A 16125-nucleotide genomic window follows, 5' to 3' on the forward strand; every position below is an offset into this window, starting at 1 on the left:
TTGACTGTAACGCGATATGCCTTTCAGGTAAAGTTGCTCAAAGGATACGCAGCGTTCGCGTCAAACGGATACGTAACATACATCGTAGCCTCTCCGAACGCCACCGCTCTGCAAGACTTTCCACCAAACTTAACCTGATTTCGGAAAGGCTTCACCGAGAACTGCAAGCGGATGCTAAAGTGACTCTTCAAACAAATGCGTTACAAGCATACTTTGTTTCTCGTCTTGCCTCTCTTCTGCATAGCGCATCCGTGGCAGCGCACCTGCTGGTTAGGACGCATTCTCTTGTTCGTCAGCCTTTTTATCGCGGTACAGCGGTGATTTCGGTGCATCCCGGGGGGCCTGCATATGCGCCTGATACGTGCTCAGGAAAGCAGGTCGAAACAGCTTTTGCTCTACATGCCCCCAGTCGCTATGGTAGAGCTTGCGCCACTGTCGCTCCAGCCGCTCCCATCCCACATCGCTGTCTTTGCCCCCGAATACACGCATGAAGACCCCTGTTTTGCCTGGATTCGGAACGGATTCGCGCGGGCTGATGCGTCGCAGCAGCGCCTGCCCCCCTTCTTCGATGCTGTCCTGATACCCGTGCAGCAGCGCGTAATGGTGTACAACCACGTACTGCAGCGCACGGCATAGCTGCATGAATAGCTCATCGCCCCCGTGCTCTCTGCGCTCTTCCAGCGCGCTGCGCACCCCATCGGGCGTGGATGCGCGCAGGAAAATGTTGTCCCGCACAGGGGGCGGCGTATCGAGATGCTCCCATAGCACAGACGGAAGCGAAAGCACATCGTTCATAATCGATGGCAACGCCCCCCATGCGTCTTGCTCAGATGCGTCTTGCTCAGATTCCTGCTCAGAACCATCTCCGCCCGACATGCCCTCCTGCAGCCGATCGTCTCGGGGCTGTCCCTCTCTCTCCTCACGGCGATCGGCGAGAGATGGACTCGAAGCCACGATTTGCTGAAGCGCCGTCCATGCTGCTGGACGTGCGCGCAGATGATCTACCACCCCCTCCAGGTTTGCACGTTCGATGCTTTCGCCGTTCGCCCCCGCTCCAGCATCAACCTCACGAATCAATGCAATGAGACGATCAGCCAGCGCATCGGCTTGCTTATGCCACGACCTGCTTTCTGCATCGTCTTCAGCACGAGACGCCTCACTGGTACGTTCAGCGGTAGCTGGCACCAGAGGCGTATATGTGATGACCGTATCGCCTACCTGGATTTCGGCGTTGGGGACCAGTAGCGTCGGGGTCGGGGGCGCAACGCGCTTCTCATCGATGAACGTGGCGTTTTTGCTCTTGCGGTCGCGCACCACGTGGTGGCCGGTTGCGGCCAGTTCAATGGTTGCGTGCTCCTTACTCACTTTCGGGTCGAGCACCACCACGTCGTTACTTTTCGCCCGCCCTATCGTAACCGTCTGTTGATCAAAAAGTAATGACGTGGAAGCCGAGGCAGGCGAGGCATCGGCGGGATGTATGGTAAGCTGATATGGCATAGGGTAGCTGGAAAGCCGCAAAACCAAGATACAAAAGACGCGATACGTACGCCACTAAAGCAATGGCGCCACGATTATTTCTTGGAGCTTGTCTTTCTACTTTGGCTTTTCCGGAGTACGTTCTCTCTCCGGCCAAGGCGCTCGCTTTCGCCTGCAAACCAAAACCCAAACAGGCTCCAAACCTGCAGAAGTTAAGGTATGGAAGCGGTGTCAATAAGTAAACACCCTTTCAAGATGCCCTGAGATGGCCCGCACAGACGTCTACGCCACGCAGTACAGTCTTGGAAGTCCTTGCAACGCCAGAGATGGGACAGTCGGCTCATGCATGCGGCGTTGAAGAGGCGGTGATGTCGCGCGTTTCAACGGCGTGTTCTACATTCTGGTGGAAGCGCAGCGTAAGCCATATCGAAGCGGCAACCAATCCAAGCACGAGTCCCCACCAGAGCCCATGGGCCCCCGCATCCCCTACAACACCAAACAGGTATCCGCTGGTTAGTCCGATGCCCCAGTACGTGAGAAAAGCGATTACCATGGGGATGCGGGTGTCTTTGAGTCCATGCAAGGCGCTTCCCGCGGCTACTTGCACACCATCGAACACCTGAAAGACTGCTGCAATAAGCAGCAGCGACGCAGCCAGTGGGGCAACGGCCTGGTTTTCGGGGGCGGCTGGATCGATGAAGAAGGAGACGATTGCATCGGGGAAGAGCCAAAACAGCAACGCCGATCCCATCATGGTAGCGGTGGCGCAGCCCATAGCCGTGAAGCCGGCCCGCCGGGCCCCGGCCGCATCGTCACGTCCGGCCGCCTGCCCTACGCGCACCGACCCGGCAATCCCAATGCCGAGTGGCACCATAAACGCAAGCGAAGCACACTGCAGGGCGATCTGGTGCGCCGCAAGCACCTCGGCGCCGAGCAGTCCGGCCATGAGCGCCGTGATCGTGAACAAGCCGGCCTCTACGCCCCGCGCAATGCCGATAGGCCCCCCAATGCGCAGCAGCTCCACAAAGTAGGTGGGGTCGGGCGTACGCAGGGCAGCAAAGATCGCGTAGTCGGCAAACGGAGGCACGCGGTAAACGAAGAGCGCAAGCATGGCAAAGATCGCCCAGAACACGAGCACGCTGGCCCAGCCGGTACCCACAATGCCAAGGGCCGGCACGGGGCCCCAGCCATACATCAGGAATCCGTTAGCCACGACGTTCACGCCAACCCCGACAGCGGCAATTACCGTTACCGGCAGCGGATGCCCCAGCGCCTCTACGAACCCGCGCATCCCGACAAACCACAGCGCCGGTATGAGTCCCCACAGCATAGCCCGCAAGTAAGCGACGGCCGCCGTCACGGTTGCGGGTTCCTGCCCGGCCCACAGCAGCACCGGCTCAATAAACCACAGCACGCCCATCGCCAGCACGCCCAGCACCGTACCCAGCCAGAGGGCCTGCCGCACGCTGCGCACGATGGGCGCCCGGTCGCCTGCTCCGTGGGCCTGTGCCACCATCGGGTTGACCGCCTGCAGCACACCGGAGGTCACGATAAAGAGGAAGAAGAACACGGAGTTGCCCAGGGCCACCGCCGCCAGGGCTTCGGATCCAAGACGGCCTACCATTACGGTGTCGACGAACCCGAGCGACGCCAGCGCCATCTGCGCTGCAACGACCGGCGCGGCAAGCTTGAGGGTAGGACGAACGTCCTGGAGCAGTGAGAACGTGGGCATGCAATCAGAAAAACCAGAAGAAACAGACGAGGAAAACGAGCAACGATAGCAGCCCCTTCTAATGCGGGCCCTTTAAGAACCTGTTTGCTTTCTCAATGTGGGCTACGAGTCGGATGCGAAAGCGTGTGAGTTCTTAACCCGTGTGCACACGCGTGAACACCCCTGCACACCCATGGCCCCTGCACGCCCATAGACTGAGCATGAAGCGAATGGGCTACACGCGCGAAAGGCCCCCGTTTTCTGTAGAGCCCCTTCGCAAAACGAGCATCGCTCCTACGAGCAAGCAGGGGCGGTAGATGCATGAGAAGCCAGCTTCGTGCAAGCATAAGCCCGCGCATCCGCCAAAATATAGCCAAATCATATGCGAACGTAGCCAATCTGTTACGCGAACCCCTCCTGTGCATTGCCTTTTACATACGCAACCTGCATGTTAAACCCCTGCATTCGTTGTTGCTGATAAACCCGCCGGACCATGGCCGACGACACGTACCTCCTTGATTTTGAGAAACCGCTGCACGAGCTGGAGCAGAAGCTCGATGAGATGCGGACGCTCAACAGAGACCACGCTGAAGACCTCACTGCCGAAATCGAAGCCCTGGAGGAGCGCGTCGAGCAGCTTCGGGTTTCGATCTACCGCAACCTGACGCGCTGGCAACGGGTGCAGATTGCCCGGCATCCGAATCGTCCGTATACGCTTGACCACATCAAAGCGCTTACCGAGGACTTCCTAGAGCTGCATGGCGACCGGCGCTTTGGAGACGACCGCGCCATCGTAGGCGGATTTGCGCAGTTTCAGGGCGCGCGGTATGGGCATCGCGACCGTACGGTGATGGTCATTGGCCACCAGAAGGGGCGCGACACCAAAGAGCGTAAGTTCCGCCGCTTTGGGATGCCCAACCCCGAAGGGTATCGCAAGGCAGAGCGCCTCATGAAGCTGGCAGCTAAGTTCAACAAGCCGGTCGTTACGCTGCTCGACACGCCGGGCGCATATCCGGGACTCGAAGCCGAGAAGCGGGGCCAGGCCGAAGCCATTGCGCGCAACCTCTTCGAGATGGCCCGCCTGCCCGTTCCCATCATCGTTGTAATCATTGGAGAGGGGGCTTCGGGCGGTGCCCTCGGGCTGGGCGTGGGCGACCGCGTGCTCATGCTCGAAAACGCATGGTACTCAGTTATCGCACCCGAGAGCTGCTCGCAGATTCTGTGGCGCTCGTGGGACTACAAGGAAGACGCCGCCCGTGCGCTCAAGCTCACAGCTACCGACTTAATCGATGTGAACGTAATCGACGAGATCGTGCCCGAGCCCGTTGGCGGTGCGCATCGCAACACCGAAGCCGCCTTCAACGCGGTCGGTAACGCCATCGGCGCCGCCCTTAACACCCTCGAAAACATCCCGACCGATGCCCTGCTCGACCAGCGCCTGGCCCGGCTCGACCGCATCGGCGCCTACGACCAGCGCGCCCCGCAGGCATCGCCCACGCCGGCCGACGCTGCGTAATTGCCGCGCCCCCCGCCTGATTTCGCTCGCTGCTGCGCCCCTGCTGCTATGGACGACGTCGCGCACGTCTACACCCACACCCACCGCGTTCGATACCGCGAGTGCGACCCCATGAGCGTGGTCTACCACACGCACTACGTTGACTACTTCGAGATGGCGCGCACCGAAGCCATGCGCGAACTCGGCCTCGCCTACCGCACGCTCGAAGACGACGGCATCATCATGCCCGTCATTAACGTGTCGGTGCAGTACCATGCACCGGCCTACTACGACGACCTGCTCGCCATTGAGGCGCATTTCGGCCAGATGCCCACCGTGCGCATCCCCATTGACTACGTCGTTAAACGCCTCGACGACGACTGCCGCGTTGCATCCGGGCATACCACGCTCTGTTTTATGGATGCGGACACGCGCCGTCCCATTCGGCTGCCTGATCGCGTACACCGCGCATTCGCATCGGTCTTGCCCACGTAACTCTCTCTTTGCCTGCTTCTCTCCTCACCTGCCTCTGTTCGGATGTCGACGCTCCCCCCGTACCTCTCCGACGCCGACCTCAACGACCTCATTACCCGTGCCCTGCGCGAAGACGTGGGCTCGGGCGACGTAACCACTGCTGCTACCGTACCGGCAGGCGCTACCGCCCGAGCCACCCTGCAGGCCAAAGCCCCCGGCACGGTGGCCGGACTCTACGTGGCTGCACGCATCTTCCGGCAGAGCAGCTCCGACGTGTCGCCCCACTGGTGCGTCTCCGATGGCGACCGCGTTGCCCCCGGCACCGTTGTGGGTACGCTACGCGGCCCTGCCGCTGCGCTTCTTACCGCCGAGCGCCTTGCGCTCAACGTGATGCAGCGCATGAGCGGCATTGCCACCGCCACCCACCGCATGGTCGAAGCCGCTCGCCCGCACGCGCCCGACATCCTCGACACCCGCAAGACCGCTCCTGGACTACGCGCTCTCGATAAGTGGGCGGTGCGTCTGGGCGGCGGCACAAACCACCGGATCGGGCTGCACGACCTGTTTCTGATCAAAGACAACCACATCGCCGCAGCCGGCGGCGTCGCTGCTGCACTCGACGCGGCTCGCAGCTACCGCGATACCCACAGCCTGAACCTTCGCATTGAGTTGGAGGTACGCACCCTCGACGAGCTCGACGCCGCACTCGCCCATGGCGGTGCCAACATCCTGCTGCTCGATAACATGGCGTCTCTTCACGACGACGGCTCCGTAGATGTGTCGATGCTCCAGACTGCTGTGAACCGCGTAGACGGACAGTGCCGCACCGAAGCCTCCGGCAACGTCACGCTCAACACCGTTGCTCCCATCGCCGCCACCGGCGTCGACGCCATCTCCTCGGGCGCGCTTACGCACTCGGTTACCGCGCTGGATCTGTCGATGGAGCTTACGTTGGCGTAAGAGGCCCTCCTATTCTTCTACAGCCCCCGTGGCACATTCTGAATGTCCCGGCACAGTTCATGTCTGTAGTTCACTTCTCTATTGCGTCCTATCCCTGTCGTTTGGTATAATGGGAGCATGTACACCTGCTAACGTTTTGCTCCTGTACCTTCCCCGTCTCTGCTATGCTCATTCAAGACATCATGCACCGCCCGGTGGTCACCATTCAGGCCACGGACTCCATTAGCGCCGCTTTCGACCAGATGCATGAGCACAGCATTCGGCACCTGCCGGTTATGGATGCAAAAGATGCACTGGTTGGCATACTCACCGATCGCGACATCCGGTACGCCACCAGCGCCCTCACCGACAAGCCGGTTGCTCGCAACGACGCTGTGTACACCGTAATGTCTAAGCCCCCAATCACCGCCGGGCCTCGCGACCCGGTCGAGGAGGCGGCCCATACGCTTCGCACCGAGCGCATCGGGGCCCTGCCAGTTATGGAGGGCGATGCGCTCGTAGGGATCATTACCGGCACCGACCTGCTCGACGCCGTGCTCCGCCTGACCGGCCTTGAAAAGCCGGGCAGTCGCCTCGCGGTGGCCCTGCCCGACAAGCCCGGAAAGCTGGCCGCGCTCACTGCACGTGTGGCTGAAGAGGGACTCGACATCCACTCGGTGCTTAGCTACTACGAACCGTCGGAGGATGACACACCGGCATCGTACCTGAACGTCATCTTGCGGGTCGACACCATGAATGTTCGCCCGTTAGCGGCGGCGCTTCGCGAAGAGGGGTTTGCCGTTCGCTGGCCGCTTGACAAGCCCACGGGTACATGATGCTGTAGCGCCTTCCCGGTCCTCATATTCCTGCATCCAGCCCGCCCTGCGCATGCCTACGCCCCTGCTCTTCGACGACACCTACCTCGACTATTTCTTCGGCCCCGAGCACCCGTTCAGCCCCAACCGGCAGCAGATGCTGTGTAGCCTGCTGGAGGCGCTTCCGGTTAATGTATCGTTCACCGCGCCGCCCCCGGCTACACGCGAAGAGGTCTGCACCGTGCACGACGAAGCGTTTGTCGAAGCGGTCGAACGCTGCTCTACAGGCGACCTGCCCGCCACCGTGCGCGACTTCGGGCTCAACACTGCCGACGTGCCCACCTTCGACGGCATGGATGCCGCAGCTCGGGCGCTCTGTGGTGGGGCGCTGCACGGCGCCCGCCTGATTGCTAATGGCTCTACCGGTCGCGTACTTCAACTGGGCGGCGGGCTGCACCATGCCCACCCGCGCAAAGCCTCGGGCTTCTGCGTCTACAACGACCTGTCGATCGCCATTCAGGCGCTGCGCCGCGAAGAGATGCGCGTGGCCTACATCGACATCGATGTGCACCACGGCGATGGCGTGCAGGCCGTGCATGCCACCGATCCCGGCGTCCTTACGCTGAGCCTGCACGAGTCGGGGCGCTACCTCTTTCCGGGCACGGGGCATATCCACGAAATGGGGCGAGGCGCCGGGGAGGGCAGTGCGCTGAACATCCCCCTTGAGCCGTTTACCGAGGACGAAAGCTACCTGGAGACGTTCGAGCGGGTGGTACCGTTTGCCATCGAGCGCTATGCACCAGACGTACTGGTGGTGCAGTGTGGCGCAGATGCGCACTTCAGCGATCCCCTGGCCGACCTGTTGCTTACAACCCATGCGTACGATACCGTCTTTCAGCGCCTGATTGCCCTCTCTGAATCGCACACCGAAGGGCGAGCGCTCTTCACGCTTGGTGGCGGCTATCAGCCCGATGCCACCGTGCGTATCTGGGCGCTCCTTGCGCATCGCCTGCTTGACGCTCCGCTGCCCACCGACCTGCCCTCTTCGTGGCTCGACCGGTGGTCTCACAAAGCCGAAGGCGCACTTACACCCACCCTGCACGACACCGAGCGATCCTTTCAGGTCGAGCGCCGCGACGCCGTAGAAACCCAGAATCGCCAGGTCAGCAAACGCGCTCTGGAGCGCATTGCCCCGATGTGGTACTGAGAGCCAGAGCTTGTTCGGGGTTCTTTGAGCCTGTTTGGGTTTTGGTTTGCAGGCGAGAGCGAGCGCCGCTGAGGCGAAAATTGGACCACGATGGAGATTCGTAGCCGGGGCTACGGGGCGACATCGGGGGCAATTGCACCAGGGGCATGACCTTCGGCCCCAGTCCAGCGCCGCCGCTCGGAGCCCAAATTAAGAAATCCAAACAGATTCTCAATTTGCCTCCACATTTTCTTAACAAACATAGCCCCATTCCACCAATTCAGTGTATTCGGCGGCGGAGTGTGCCGCTGCATCGTCTGCCCTCCTATGGCAAATGTGCGACCGTGCAGAGATGAGCAACACATCCGCAACGGACATGAATCTTGCTCGCGTTGGTACCCGGCTTCTCATCATAGCCCTGCTGGGCGCGGTGATCTGGGGACTCCGCCCCCTCTTCCACCCGGTCATCTACGGCATCGCCTACAGTCCGAGTGCCCTCTACGTGCTGGGGCTCCCGCTCCTGGCCGGGCTCGTGCTCTACCTGCTTCCCCCTTTCAACGTTAAGAAAGCAGACGTCTCTTCTCGCGATGTCAAGGGCTCTCTTTTCGGGGTGGCCGTTGCCGTGGGCGTGCTACTGGCCATCACGCTCGGCACCCTGGGCGGGGCGTTTGAGGACCGGCACCTGGCAACCGACGCTATGGAGCAGGCCACCGCCGAAGCTGAATTCCCACGGGCCAATGAAGAAAATCCCCGCATCGTGCCGCAGGCCGTCGCCGACATTCAGACCCGCGGCAGCGTCTCGTACCGGCAGCACCAGCTGGGCGTCTCTGACATTGCTCGCATGGAAGACGGGCGCCTCACGTGGAGCTATCCCATTCAGCCCGACCAATTCCGGAACCGGCTTCAGGGCAACCAGCGGGGCGTGCTGCTCAGCGATATGACGGCCATGGAAGACCGCGAGATGCAGGCGTTCGACGAGCAACTGTTCACGTACGGACAGAACATGATACTGCATCGCTCCGCCGACTGGCAGCTCAAGAAATCGGACTTCTGGGTGCAGTATCACGACGATCCCATCGAGTTTACGCACGACGGCGAAGCCTACATGGCCTTCCCGAAAACCGGCCACGAGTGGCACCTTCTGCCGATCCCCCACACTACCCCTACCTGGGAAGGCGTTGCGCTTGTCCACCAGGATGGCACCATCGAGCACTTCACCCCCGATGAAGCCCGCGCCTCCGATGTCCTCGACGGCCAGCGGCTCTTCCCGCTGTACAACGCCAGCCGCTACGCCGAATCGCTGCAGTACCGGGGCGGCATTCTCAACGTGATGCCCGCCATTGGCACCTACGAAGGCGTGGTCGAACCCGCCGCCCTGCCCGCTGGCGCAGGCAACAGCCAGCCCTTCGTCATCGACCTGCAGGGCGAACGCATGAGCTACGTCTATGCCATGGAGCCCGCCGGCCTCGACACGCGCGGCCTCGACGAAGTCTGGTTCTTCGATAGCCACACCGGCGAAATGCGATTCTTCGAAACCGGCACCGAAACCCTGCTCGGCCCCGAACGCGCCATGGGCATCGTCCGCGCCGAAGATACCCGCACCGACTGGGACACCGCCCGCTCCTCGGGCCAGTTTAGCGTCGTCGAGCCTATCCCGACGGTCGTGGATGGCGACCTCTGGTGGCACGCTAAAGTCGTTCCCACCGACAACACCGACGTGACCCGCAATGCCTTTGTCAACGCGCACTCCGGCACCGTCGTGGAAATCCGCGAAACCGCAGCCGTCGTCGACTTCCTCTCGGGCGAAGACGCCGACGACATCAGCGATGTAGAAGTAGTGGCCGCCGACGATGCCGGAGACGACACGCCCGCCTACTACATCATCATTACCGAAGACGGCGAGGAAGTCGACCGCATCGGCGTAGACGACGTTCAGAACATCGGCATTGAAGTAGAAGCGCAGTAGCTCGTCGTTGTATCCTGCTGTGGCAGCCTCCTGGACTGGCGCCGCCCCCGCATCTGCCCAGAAGCGTATTCAGGGAGGATGCGGGGCGCATGTGCTGCTACGCGCATCCCAATGCCGCCTCCACAGCCTGCAGGCGTCCCGGCACCTGCTATCGCGCAGGCGCAGAGTCCCCCATCCGTTTCCGGACTTGTTACGCGCTGGGGCAGCAAATCATTGATATGCCATTGACATGCAAGCAGGGCGTTTCGTATCCTGACGGTGCGATACGTCTCTTTTAGCCTCATCGCCCTCTGCTGCCATGCGTTTCCTTCGCTCTATCGGGCTTGCCCTGATTGCAGTTCTGTCTTTCTCTGTAGCATCGCCCTCCGCCCAGGCGCAGCCGATGGCGTCGTACTACGCGCAGTACGACTTCCTGTCGGCCCCGCCCGCCGCATTCGATGAAGGCCTGCTCGGCTTTGCCAACCCGGCGCTGCCCGCCATGCAAGCGAACAGCCTGCAGCTGCGCTGGTCGACCGACGGACGCGACCATGGCTCGGTCCAGAACTGGGGCGCGTTCACCTCGCTCGGCGGATTCAGCAGCTCTGTTACGCGAATCCGTGCAGCTGGACTGCAGTCCACCGGCTACCATGTTGGACTTGCAGGCGGCGATCGGCGGTTTGCTGTGGGCGTAGGCTACCAAGGCTTTACCGGCGACAGCCGGGCTCTCGGACGCGTGAACCGCCTCACAACAGGCTTTGTGTCGCGCCCGAGCCGTTACCTCTCTATCGGCGGTGTCTACAACATCGGGCTCGAAACGAGCGATCGCGAGTTCGTCGCCGAAGTAGGCGTGCGTCCGCTGGGTTCGCCCCGCCTCACCGTCTTCGCCGATGCCGCCCTCCGCGAAGGCAATGCCATTCAAGACGCCCCGTGGAGCGTAGGCGCATCCGCTGAAATTATCTCTGGGTTGGAGGTGGTCGGCCGTTACTTTGAAAATGAAACCTTTACAGCCGGACTCCGCCTGAGCCTGGGCCGTCTGGGTGCGAGCAGTCAGGCACGCTTCGATACCGAGCAGGACTACGCCTCCAGCACGTATGGCATCCGGCTCGGCTCGCACGTACCCAGCGCAATCAGCGACGCCGTTGACCGCGGCCGCTCCCACGTCGCCCTTGAACTCACAGGGCCGGTTCGCTACCAGCAGAGCCGGCTCGCCTCGTTTTCGGGCGACGCGCCCCCGCGCTTCTACGAGATCCTGCGTGGTATCGACCAGGCCGCCGCGTCCGACCGCGTACGCCAGGTCGCGCTGAACCTGTCGGGCCTGCAGATCCAACCTGCGCTCGCCTGGGAGCTGCGCGAATCCCTCAAAATCCTGCAGGCGCACGGCAAAACGGTGCTCGTATACATCGACAATGCCGGCATGAACACCTATCACATTGCCAGCGTGGCCGACCACGTGATCATGGATGCCACCGGGCGCCTCACCCTGCCAGGCTACGCCGCCAGCCAGACATTCTTTGCCGAAACGCTCGACCGGATCGGGCTGCAGGTCGACGACTGGCGGCTCTTCTCGCATAAGTCTGCCCTTGAATCGTTCGCCCGCACCGACTTCTCGGAGGCCGAGCGCGAGCAGCGCCAGGACTATGTCGACGCGTTCTACGAAACCGTGCGAGGCGATGTGATCGACGCGCGCGGACTTACCGCCGACGCCTTCGACGCGCTGGTCGATACGCAGACCATTCTGTGGGCTCGCGAGGCTGAAGGGGCCGGTCTGATAGATGCAACGGGCCGCTGGGAGGATGGTAGCGAACTGCTGAGCGAGCACGCCGGGACAGCGACCTCAGCCCTCTCGTCGAGCGACCTCAACGAAATTCAGACTGCCACACGCGAGTGGGGTGCGCCGCCGGTGGTTGCCATTGTCTACGGCATCGGTGGCACATCGCTCGACAGCGGGATGCGCGCCCGTGCCCTCCGCCAAACTATCCGCGACGCCGCCGAACGCAGCGACGTACGCGCTATCGTGTTTCGGGTCGACTCGCCCGGCGGCGATCCGCTCGCAGCCGACCTCGTCGCCGAAGCGCTCCGCGATGCATCCAAGGAGAAGCCTGTTATTATCAGTCAGGGACAGGTCGCGGCCTCGGGCGGCTACTGGGTGTCGATGTATGGCGACGAGGTGTACGCCAGCCCGACCACGCTCACCGGCTCTATCGGCGTTGTGGCCGGATGGTTCTACGACGACGGCTTCAGCGAGCGCGCCGGCTTCGACTACGACGTGGTACAGCGCGGCGACCGTGCCGACCTCTTTACCGGCTACCAGCTGCCTCTGCTGGGGGTGCAGATTCCTACGCGTCCGCTGACCGACAATGAGCGCGAGCGGGCCGAAGCCCAGATCATGGCGCTCTACGATGACTTCGTTGCGCGCGTGGCTGAGGGCCGCGGCCTGTCCGAAGATCAGGTGCGCGATGCCGCCGAAGGCCGCGTGTGGACCGGCCCCGCCGCGCAAGATCGCGATCTCGTAGACGCCCTCGGCGGACTCGACACGGCGATCGGGGCCGCCCACCGCGCAGCCGGTCTCAACCCTGCACGAACCGCCGTCCAGGAGGTGAACGCCATCAGCGGATTCTTCGGTTTCGGGCGGTTCATTCCCGCTCCTATCGACAGCTGGCTGCGCCCCGACCCACCCACACTCGACCGCGACGATCCGATGATCGAGTACCTGCGCCTTATGATCGAGCATCAGCCGCATCCCCTTGTGCTCATGCCGCCGAGCATGATGCCCACCCCGAGGTTGTAGTGCTGTGAGGTTGTAGTGCTGTGTCAAGGACAATTTTTTGGTGTTTTGTGGGTGTGGAATCCCTCCCCCTAAATCCCCCCCCCCTCTGAGCTAAGTAGGCCCACAAAAGAATCTTTGAGTATGTCATTGCGATGAGCGCCAGCGACGCGGCAATCTTGTGCCTTAGCGGCAATCGTGTGCCTTATAAGCAGGGTAAACCGCTTCAACTGACGCATGAGATCGCCGCGTCGGTCGCAGGCTCCTTCCTCGCGATGACAAGAAGTGAGATGTCCCTGCTCTCTTGTCATTGCGAGCGGAGCGCGGCGTGACGACCGTAGGGAGGAAGTGCTCCTGGGGTGCAATCTCATGCCCGCGAACTCCGCAGGGCAGTCCATTTGGAGGGTTCTTCGGTACACAAATCAACCATTGTATGGCTCTCATGCGTTGTGTATAAGCCGTAGCTCCTCTGAGGGAGACTTCATGAGAGCGTCTTATGGTTCCTTCCTCCCTGGTCTAGTCCTTGCACCTAACTTTCTCTCTGATAATTTGTTAGCAAGAAGTTTGTTTGCTTCACCACTTGTTCAACCATTTCTCCCTTTGCTATATCGACTGGATCGTCCGTGCCATTGAATCCGCATTCAGATCATCGGTTTGGGGATATTTAATTTACAGGATTCACGCCTCCCCGCGGCATGCAGCCCTTCCGGCCTCGAAGAAGTGGGCCGCCCGGACAAAGCCTGGAGGGGCGCGCCCGAAAATTGATCCTGTTTGAGCGAGCCTGCGCTGGAAACGCAGTGACCGAGTGCTCTTGGGGCGCGAGTGAGTTTGATCAATTGTAGCGGACCGGAGGGCGCAGTCAGGCCCAGTTTGTCCAGCCTTGATTTTTTTACTTCGTGAGTCGCCTGCGGCTCGTCTGGTTCGTTTTTAGCTCCCTACGGTCGTGAGTCGCTTCGCTCGTCTGCATCAAGGCAAAAATGGACACCAGCCTATGTTTGACGCCCAAAGCTATTCGAAGTTGTGTGCATAGACTAGCCTCCCTGAGGAGGAAGGGTAGGATGGAGGGGAAATGCTCGTCTATACCCGGCCATTCAGGGTTGATAGGCCAGTAGCACCTTCATGGAAGGTGATGGTTGCAAACCTGCCACGCAATGCGTATGCTTTAAAGTGAGCAAAGCTGGGAGTGCCCGGCTGTGTGAGCGGACGGTGGTCGTCAAACCACGCTGCACAGACGGTCGGGCTGAGATGATCCCTTGAACTTGATCCGGTTCGTACCGGCGGAAGGAAGCTTCTTACACCGTCTGTGCTACACACCGTAGTGCAGCATTTCCTGGCTTCGCTTGCTGGTATCCCTACGCATCCAACTGCAAGCACGCCTTATGTCTGTTACCACCGATCTCTCGTTCTCCGACGTATCCGTAGACCGCGCCTACCCGGTGCCGCCGTTTGCCGCGGCCTGTGTAGATGCCTCCCGCGATAGCTGGGGCGCCTCGTTCGACCATCCGTTCGTGCATGCACTGGCTGAGGGCACGCTGGAGGCGGAGCGCTTTCGCTTCTACCAGATGCAAGACGCCCGCTACCTGGAGGCCTTTTCGGATGCAGCAGCACTCATCTCGACCCGCTGCCCCGATCCCGACGACAAGCTCTGGTTCATCGACGCGGCCCGGCTCGCGCTGGTTGTAGAAGGCGAACTGCATGCCGGATACGGGGAGCAGCTCGGCTACGACGCCGACGACATCGCCGCGCTTACGCTGACGCCCAGCAACCGTGCGTATCAGGATCATATGATCAGCACCGCCCAGCGCGGTACACTTGTAGAGGCCGTGGCCGCGCTCACGCCCCGCCCGTGGCTTTACATCGAACTGGGGCAGCGCATGGAAGCAGCGATGGGCGCTATTCCCAACGACCACCCCTATGCCGACTGGCTGGCCATGTACCGCGACCCGGAGTTCAACGAGTACATGGCGAATCTGCTGAATCGCCTGCAGCGCTTTGCCGATGCAGCCGATGAGGCTGCCCGCGAGCGGGCCACGACTGCATTCCAGACCAGCATCCGCTACGAGTGGATGTTCTGGGACCAGGCCTGGACCCAGCAGGAGTGGCCGGTATAGGGGTCGGCATGATGCCAGCGCTGCATGCTTCGCTGGTGTATGCAGGGATGGATATGTGAGTGGGTCGACGCGAAAGCCGTCCCCCCATGCAACTGCCTATCCTAAGCCCGAGCCCGTGTAGCGAACCCTGTAGCAAAGGAGTGATACCGCAATACGGCAACCGGTTCCGTTACGGGAGCGATTCACCGGCGCCAGTACCGCACGAACGCGATACCGACAACCACCACGCCCAGCAGTCCCCACGTAAGCGCCCAGAACTCCGCCGGCAGCCCGGTCAGCTCCGCCATGGTTACCGCATCGTTGTGCGGATGCCCCGATCGGGTCAGGGTCCAGAGCGTCTGGATGCTGTTGAGTCCATCAAGCGCGAGCTGCACCCCCAGAAAGATGACCGCGCCCTGCTGCCATCGTGGGGAGGCGTAGGTCGCAACCAATAGCAGCACCAGCGCCGCCAGTCCGCCCACCATCCACGAAACCAGCCCGCGGGTAGCGAACATGTAGACGAGCGCCCCGCCCATCAGCAGCAATCCGCCGCTGTACAGCAGCCACGTGAGCGGAGAGCGTACCGCCGTGCGCTTCGATTCGCTCTTCGGGTCGCCCGTCGGAGCGCCCGTGCGTGTTCGCGACCACGCATGGGCCCGGTCGATCAGCACGAGGCCGACGACGAACGCCCCAAACGCCAAGAGCGACGCCCCGTATCCGCTAAACACGACGGTCACGATAAGCAGCCCTGCAGCCATAACGAGAAGCGTTGCCCGAGACCGCTTCTGTACCGCGCCCGCCATGAGCAGCGCCGCCCCCACACCGACCGACGCCAGATATCCGGCAGACGTTGCGATCAAGGGAAATCCGCCTCTGTAGCCCACATACCCGCTGGTATCCAGGCGTACCACAAAGCGATCCACCGTTCCCCCGGTACCAACGGCGGCCAGCGCATGTCCGGCCTCGTGCACAAGCGTGCCCACAAGCTGAAACGGATAGATCGCCCACGTGCCGTACGGCACCACCATGCACACAGCCACGATGAACGTAGCTGCAAGTAGAAAGAGGCGAGCGGTTCGTTGCGAAGCCATAGCGTACCGGAGCGATCGAAAAGGGGTAAAGCAGGCGGTAGGGGGACGCGTACGGGCAGTGCTTGCATGCTAACCCGTAGCCGAACAGGATGTGTTATACGGTGTCTGCGAGCCGTGATCTCCCGCTGCAGCATCGACA

At 61.7% G+C, this 16125-nt stretch carries 11 protein-coding genes and 1 riboswitch; of the genes, 8 read left to right on the forward strand and 3 right to left on the reverse strand.

Annotated elements, in window-relative coordinates:
- Nucleotides 1-270 precede the first annotated feature (270 nt).
- Nucleotides 271-1497: an FHA domain-containing protein gene (locus ACZ48V_RS12805; protein ID WP_464539717.1), complete on the reverse strand. Its 1227-nt coding sequence runs from the start codon at nucleotides 1495-1497 to the stop codon at nucleotides 271-273.
- Between the two features lie 319 nt (nucleotides 1498-1816).
- Nucleotides 1817-3208, reverse strand: coding sequence for an MATE family efflux transporter (locus tag ACZ48V_RS12810; RefSeq protein ID WP_464539719.1), 1392 nt, complete (start codon nucleotides 3206-3208; stop codon nucleotides 1817-1819).
- Nucleotides 3209-3680: 472 nt separating this feature from the next.
- Between ACZ48V_RS12810 and ACZ48V_RS12815 the strand changes: the two genes are divergently transcribed.
- From ACZ48V_RS12815 to tenA, 8 genes are all read left to right on the forward strand, one after another.
- Nucleotides 3681-4703, forward strand: coding sequence for an acetyl-CoA carboxylase carboxyltransferase subunit alpha (locus tag ACZ48V_RS12815; RefSeq protein WP_464539721.1), 1023 nt, complete (start codon nucleotides 3681-3683; stop codon nucleotides 4701-4703).
- 48 nt (nucleotides 4704-4751) lie between these two features.
- A complete protein-coding gene (locus ACZ48V_RS12820; RefSeq protein WP_464539723.1) occupies nucleotides 4752-5177 on the forward strand; it encodes an acyl-CoA thioesterase in 426 nt (141 codons plus the stop codon).
- 42 nt (nucleotides 5178-5219) lie between these two features.
- Nucleotides 5220-6116, forward strand: a complete 897-nt coding sequence (nadC, locus tag ACZ48V_RS12825) for a carboxylating nicotinate-nucleotide diphosphorylase (protein ID WP_464539725.1) — start codon at nucleotides 5220-5222, stop codon at nucleotides 6114-6116.
- A 164-nt stretch (nucleotides 6117-6280) separates the two neighbouring features.
- Nucleotides 6281-6931 (forward strand): CBS and ACT domain-containing protein, encoded by a 651-nt coding sequence (locus ACZ48V_RS12830; protein ID WP_464539727.1) that lies wholly within the window; start codon nucleotides 6281-6283, stop codon nucleotides 6929-6931.
- A gap of 52 nt (nucleotides 6932-6983) precedes the next feature.
- Nucleotides 6984-8117 (forward strand): acetoin utilization protein AcuC, encoded by a 1134-nt coding sequence (locus ACZ48V_RS12835; protein ID WP_464539729.1) that lies wholly within the window; start codon nucleotides 6984-6986, stop codon nucleotides 8115-8117.
- Between the two features lie 355 nt (nucleotides 8118-8472).
- Complete coding sequence (locus tag ACZ48V_RS12840) at nucleotides 8473-10062, forward strand: hypothetical protein (protein ID WP_464539731.1); 1590 nt, start codon at nucleotides 8473-8475, stop codon at nucleotides 10060-10062.
- Nucleotides 10063-10360: 298 nt separating this feature from the next.
- Nucleotides 10361-12829 (forward strand): S49 family peptidase, encoded by a 2469-nt coding sequence (locus ACZ48V_RS12845; RefSeq protein WP_464539733.1) that lies wholly within the window; start codon nucleotides 10361-10363, stop codon nucleotides 12827-12829.
- A 1145-nt stretch (nucleotides 12830-13974) separates the two neighbouring features.
- A riboswitch (TPP riboswitch) is annotated at nucleotides 13975-14108 on the forward strand.
- A gap of 76 nt (nucleotides 14109-14184) precedes the next feature.
- Nucleotides 14185-14916, forward strand: coding sequence for a thiaminase II (gene tenA, locus ACZ48V_RS12850; RefSeq protein WP_464539735.1), 732 nt, complete (start codon nucleotides 14185-14187; stop codon nucleotides 14914-14916).
- Between the two features lie 182 nt (nucleotides 14917-15098).
- Here the strand turns inward: tenA and ACZ48V_RS12855 are convergent, their stop codons facing one another.
- A complete protein-coding gene (locus tag ACZ48V_RS12855; RefSeq protein ID WP_464539737.1) occupies nucleotides 15099-15986 on the reverse strand; it encodes a M50 family metallopeptidase in 888 nt (295 codons plus the stop codon).
- Between the last annotated feature and the right edge of the window lie 139 nt (nucleotides 15987-16125).

This window comes from Longimonas haloalkaliphila (assembly GCF_055379825.1).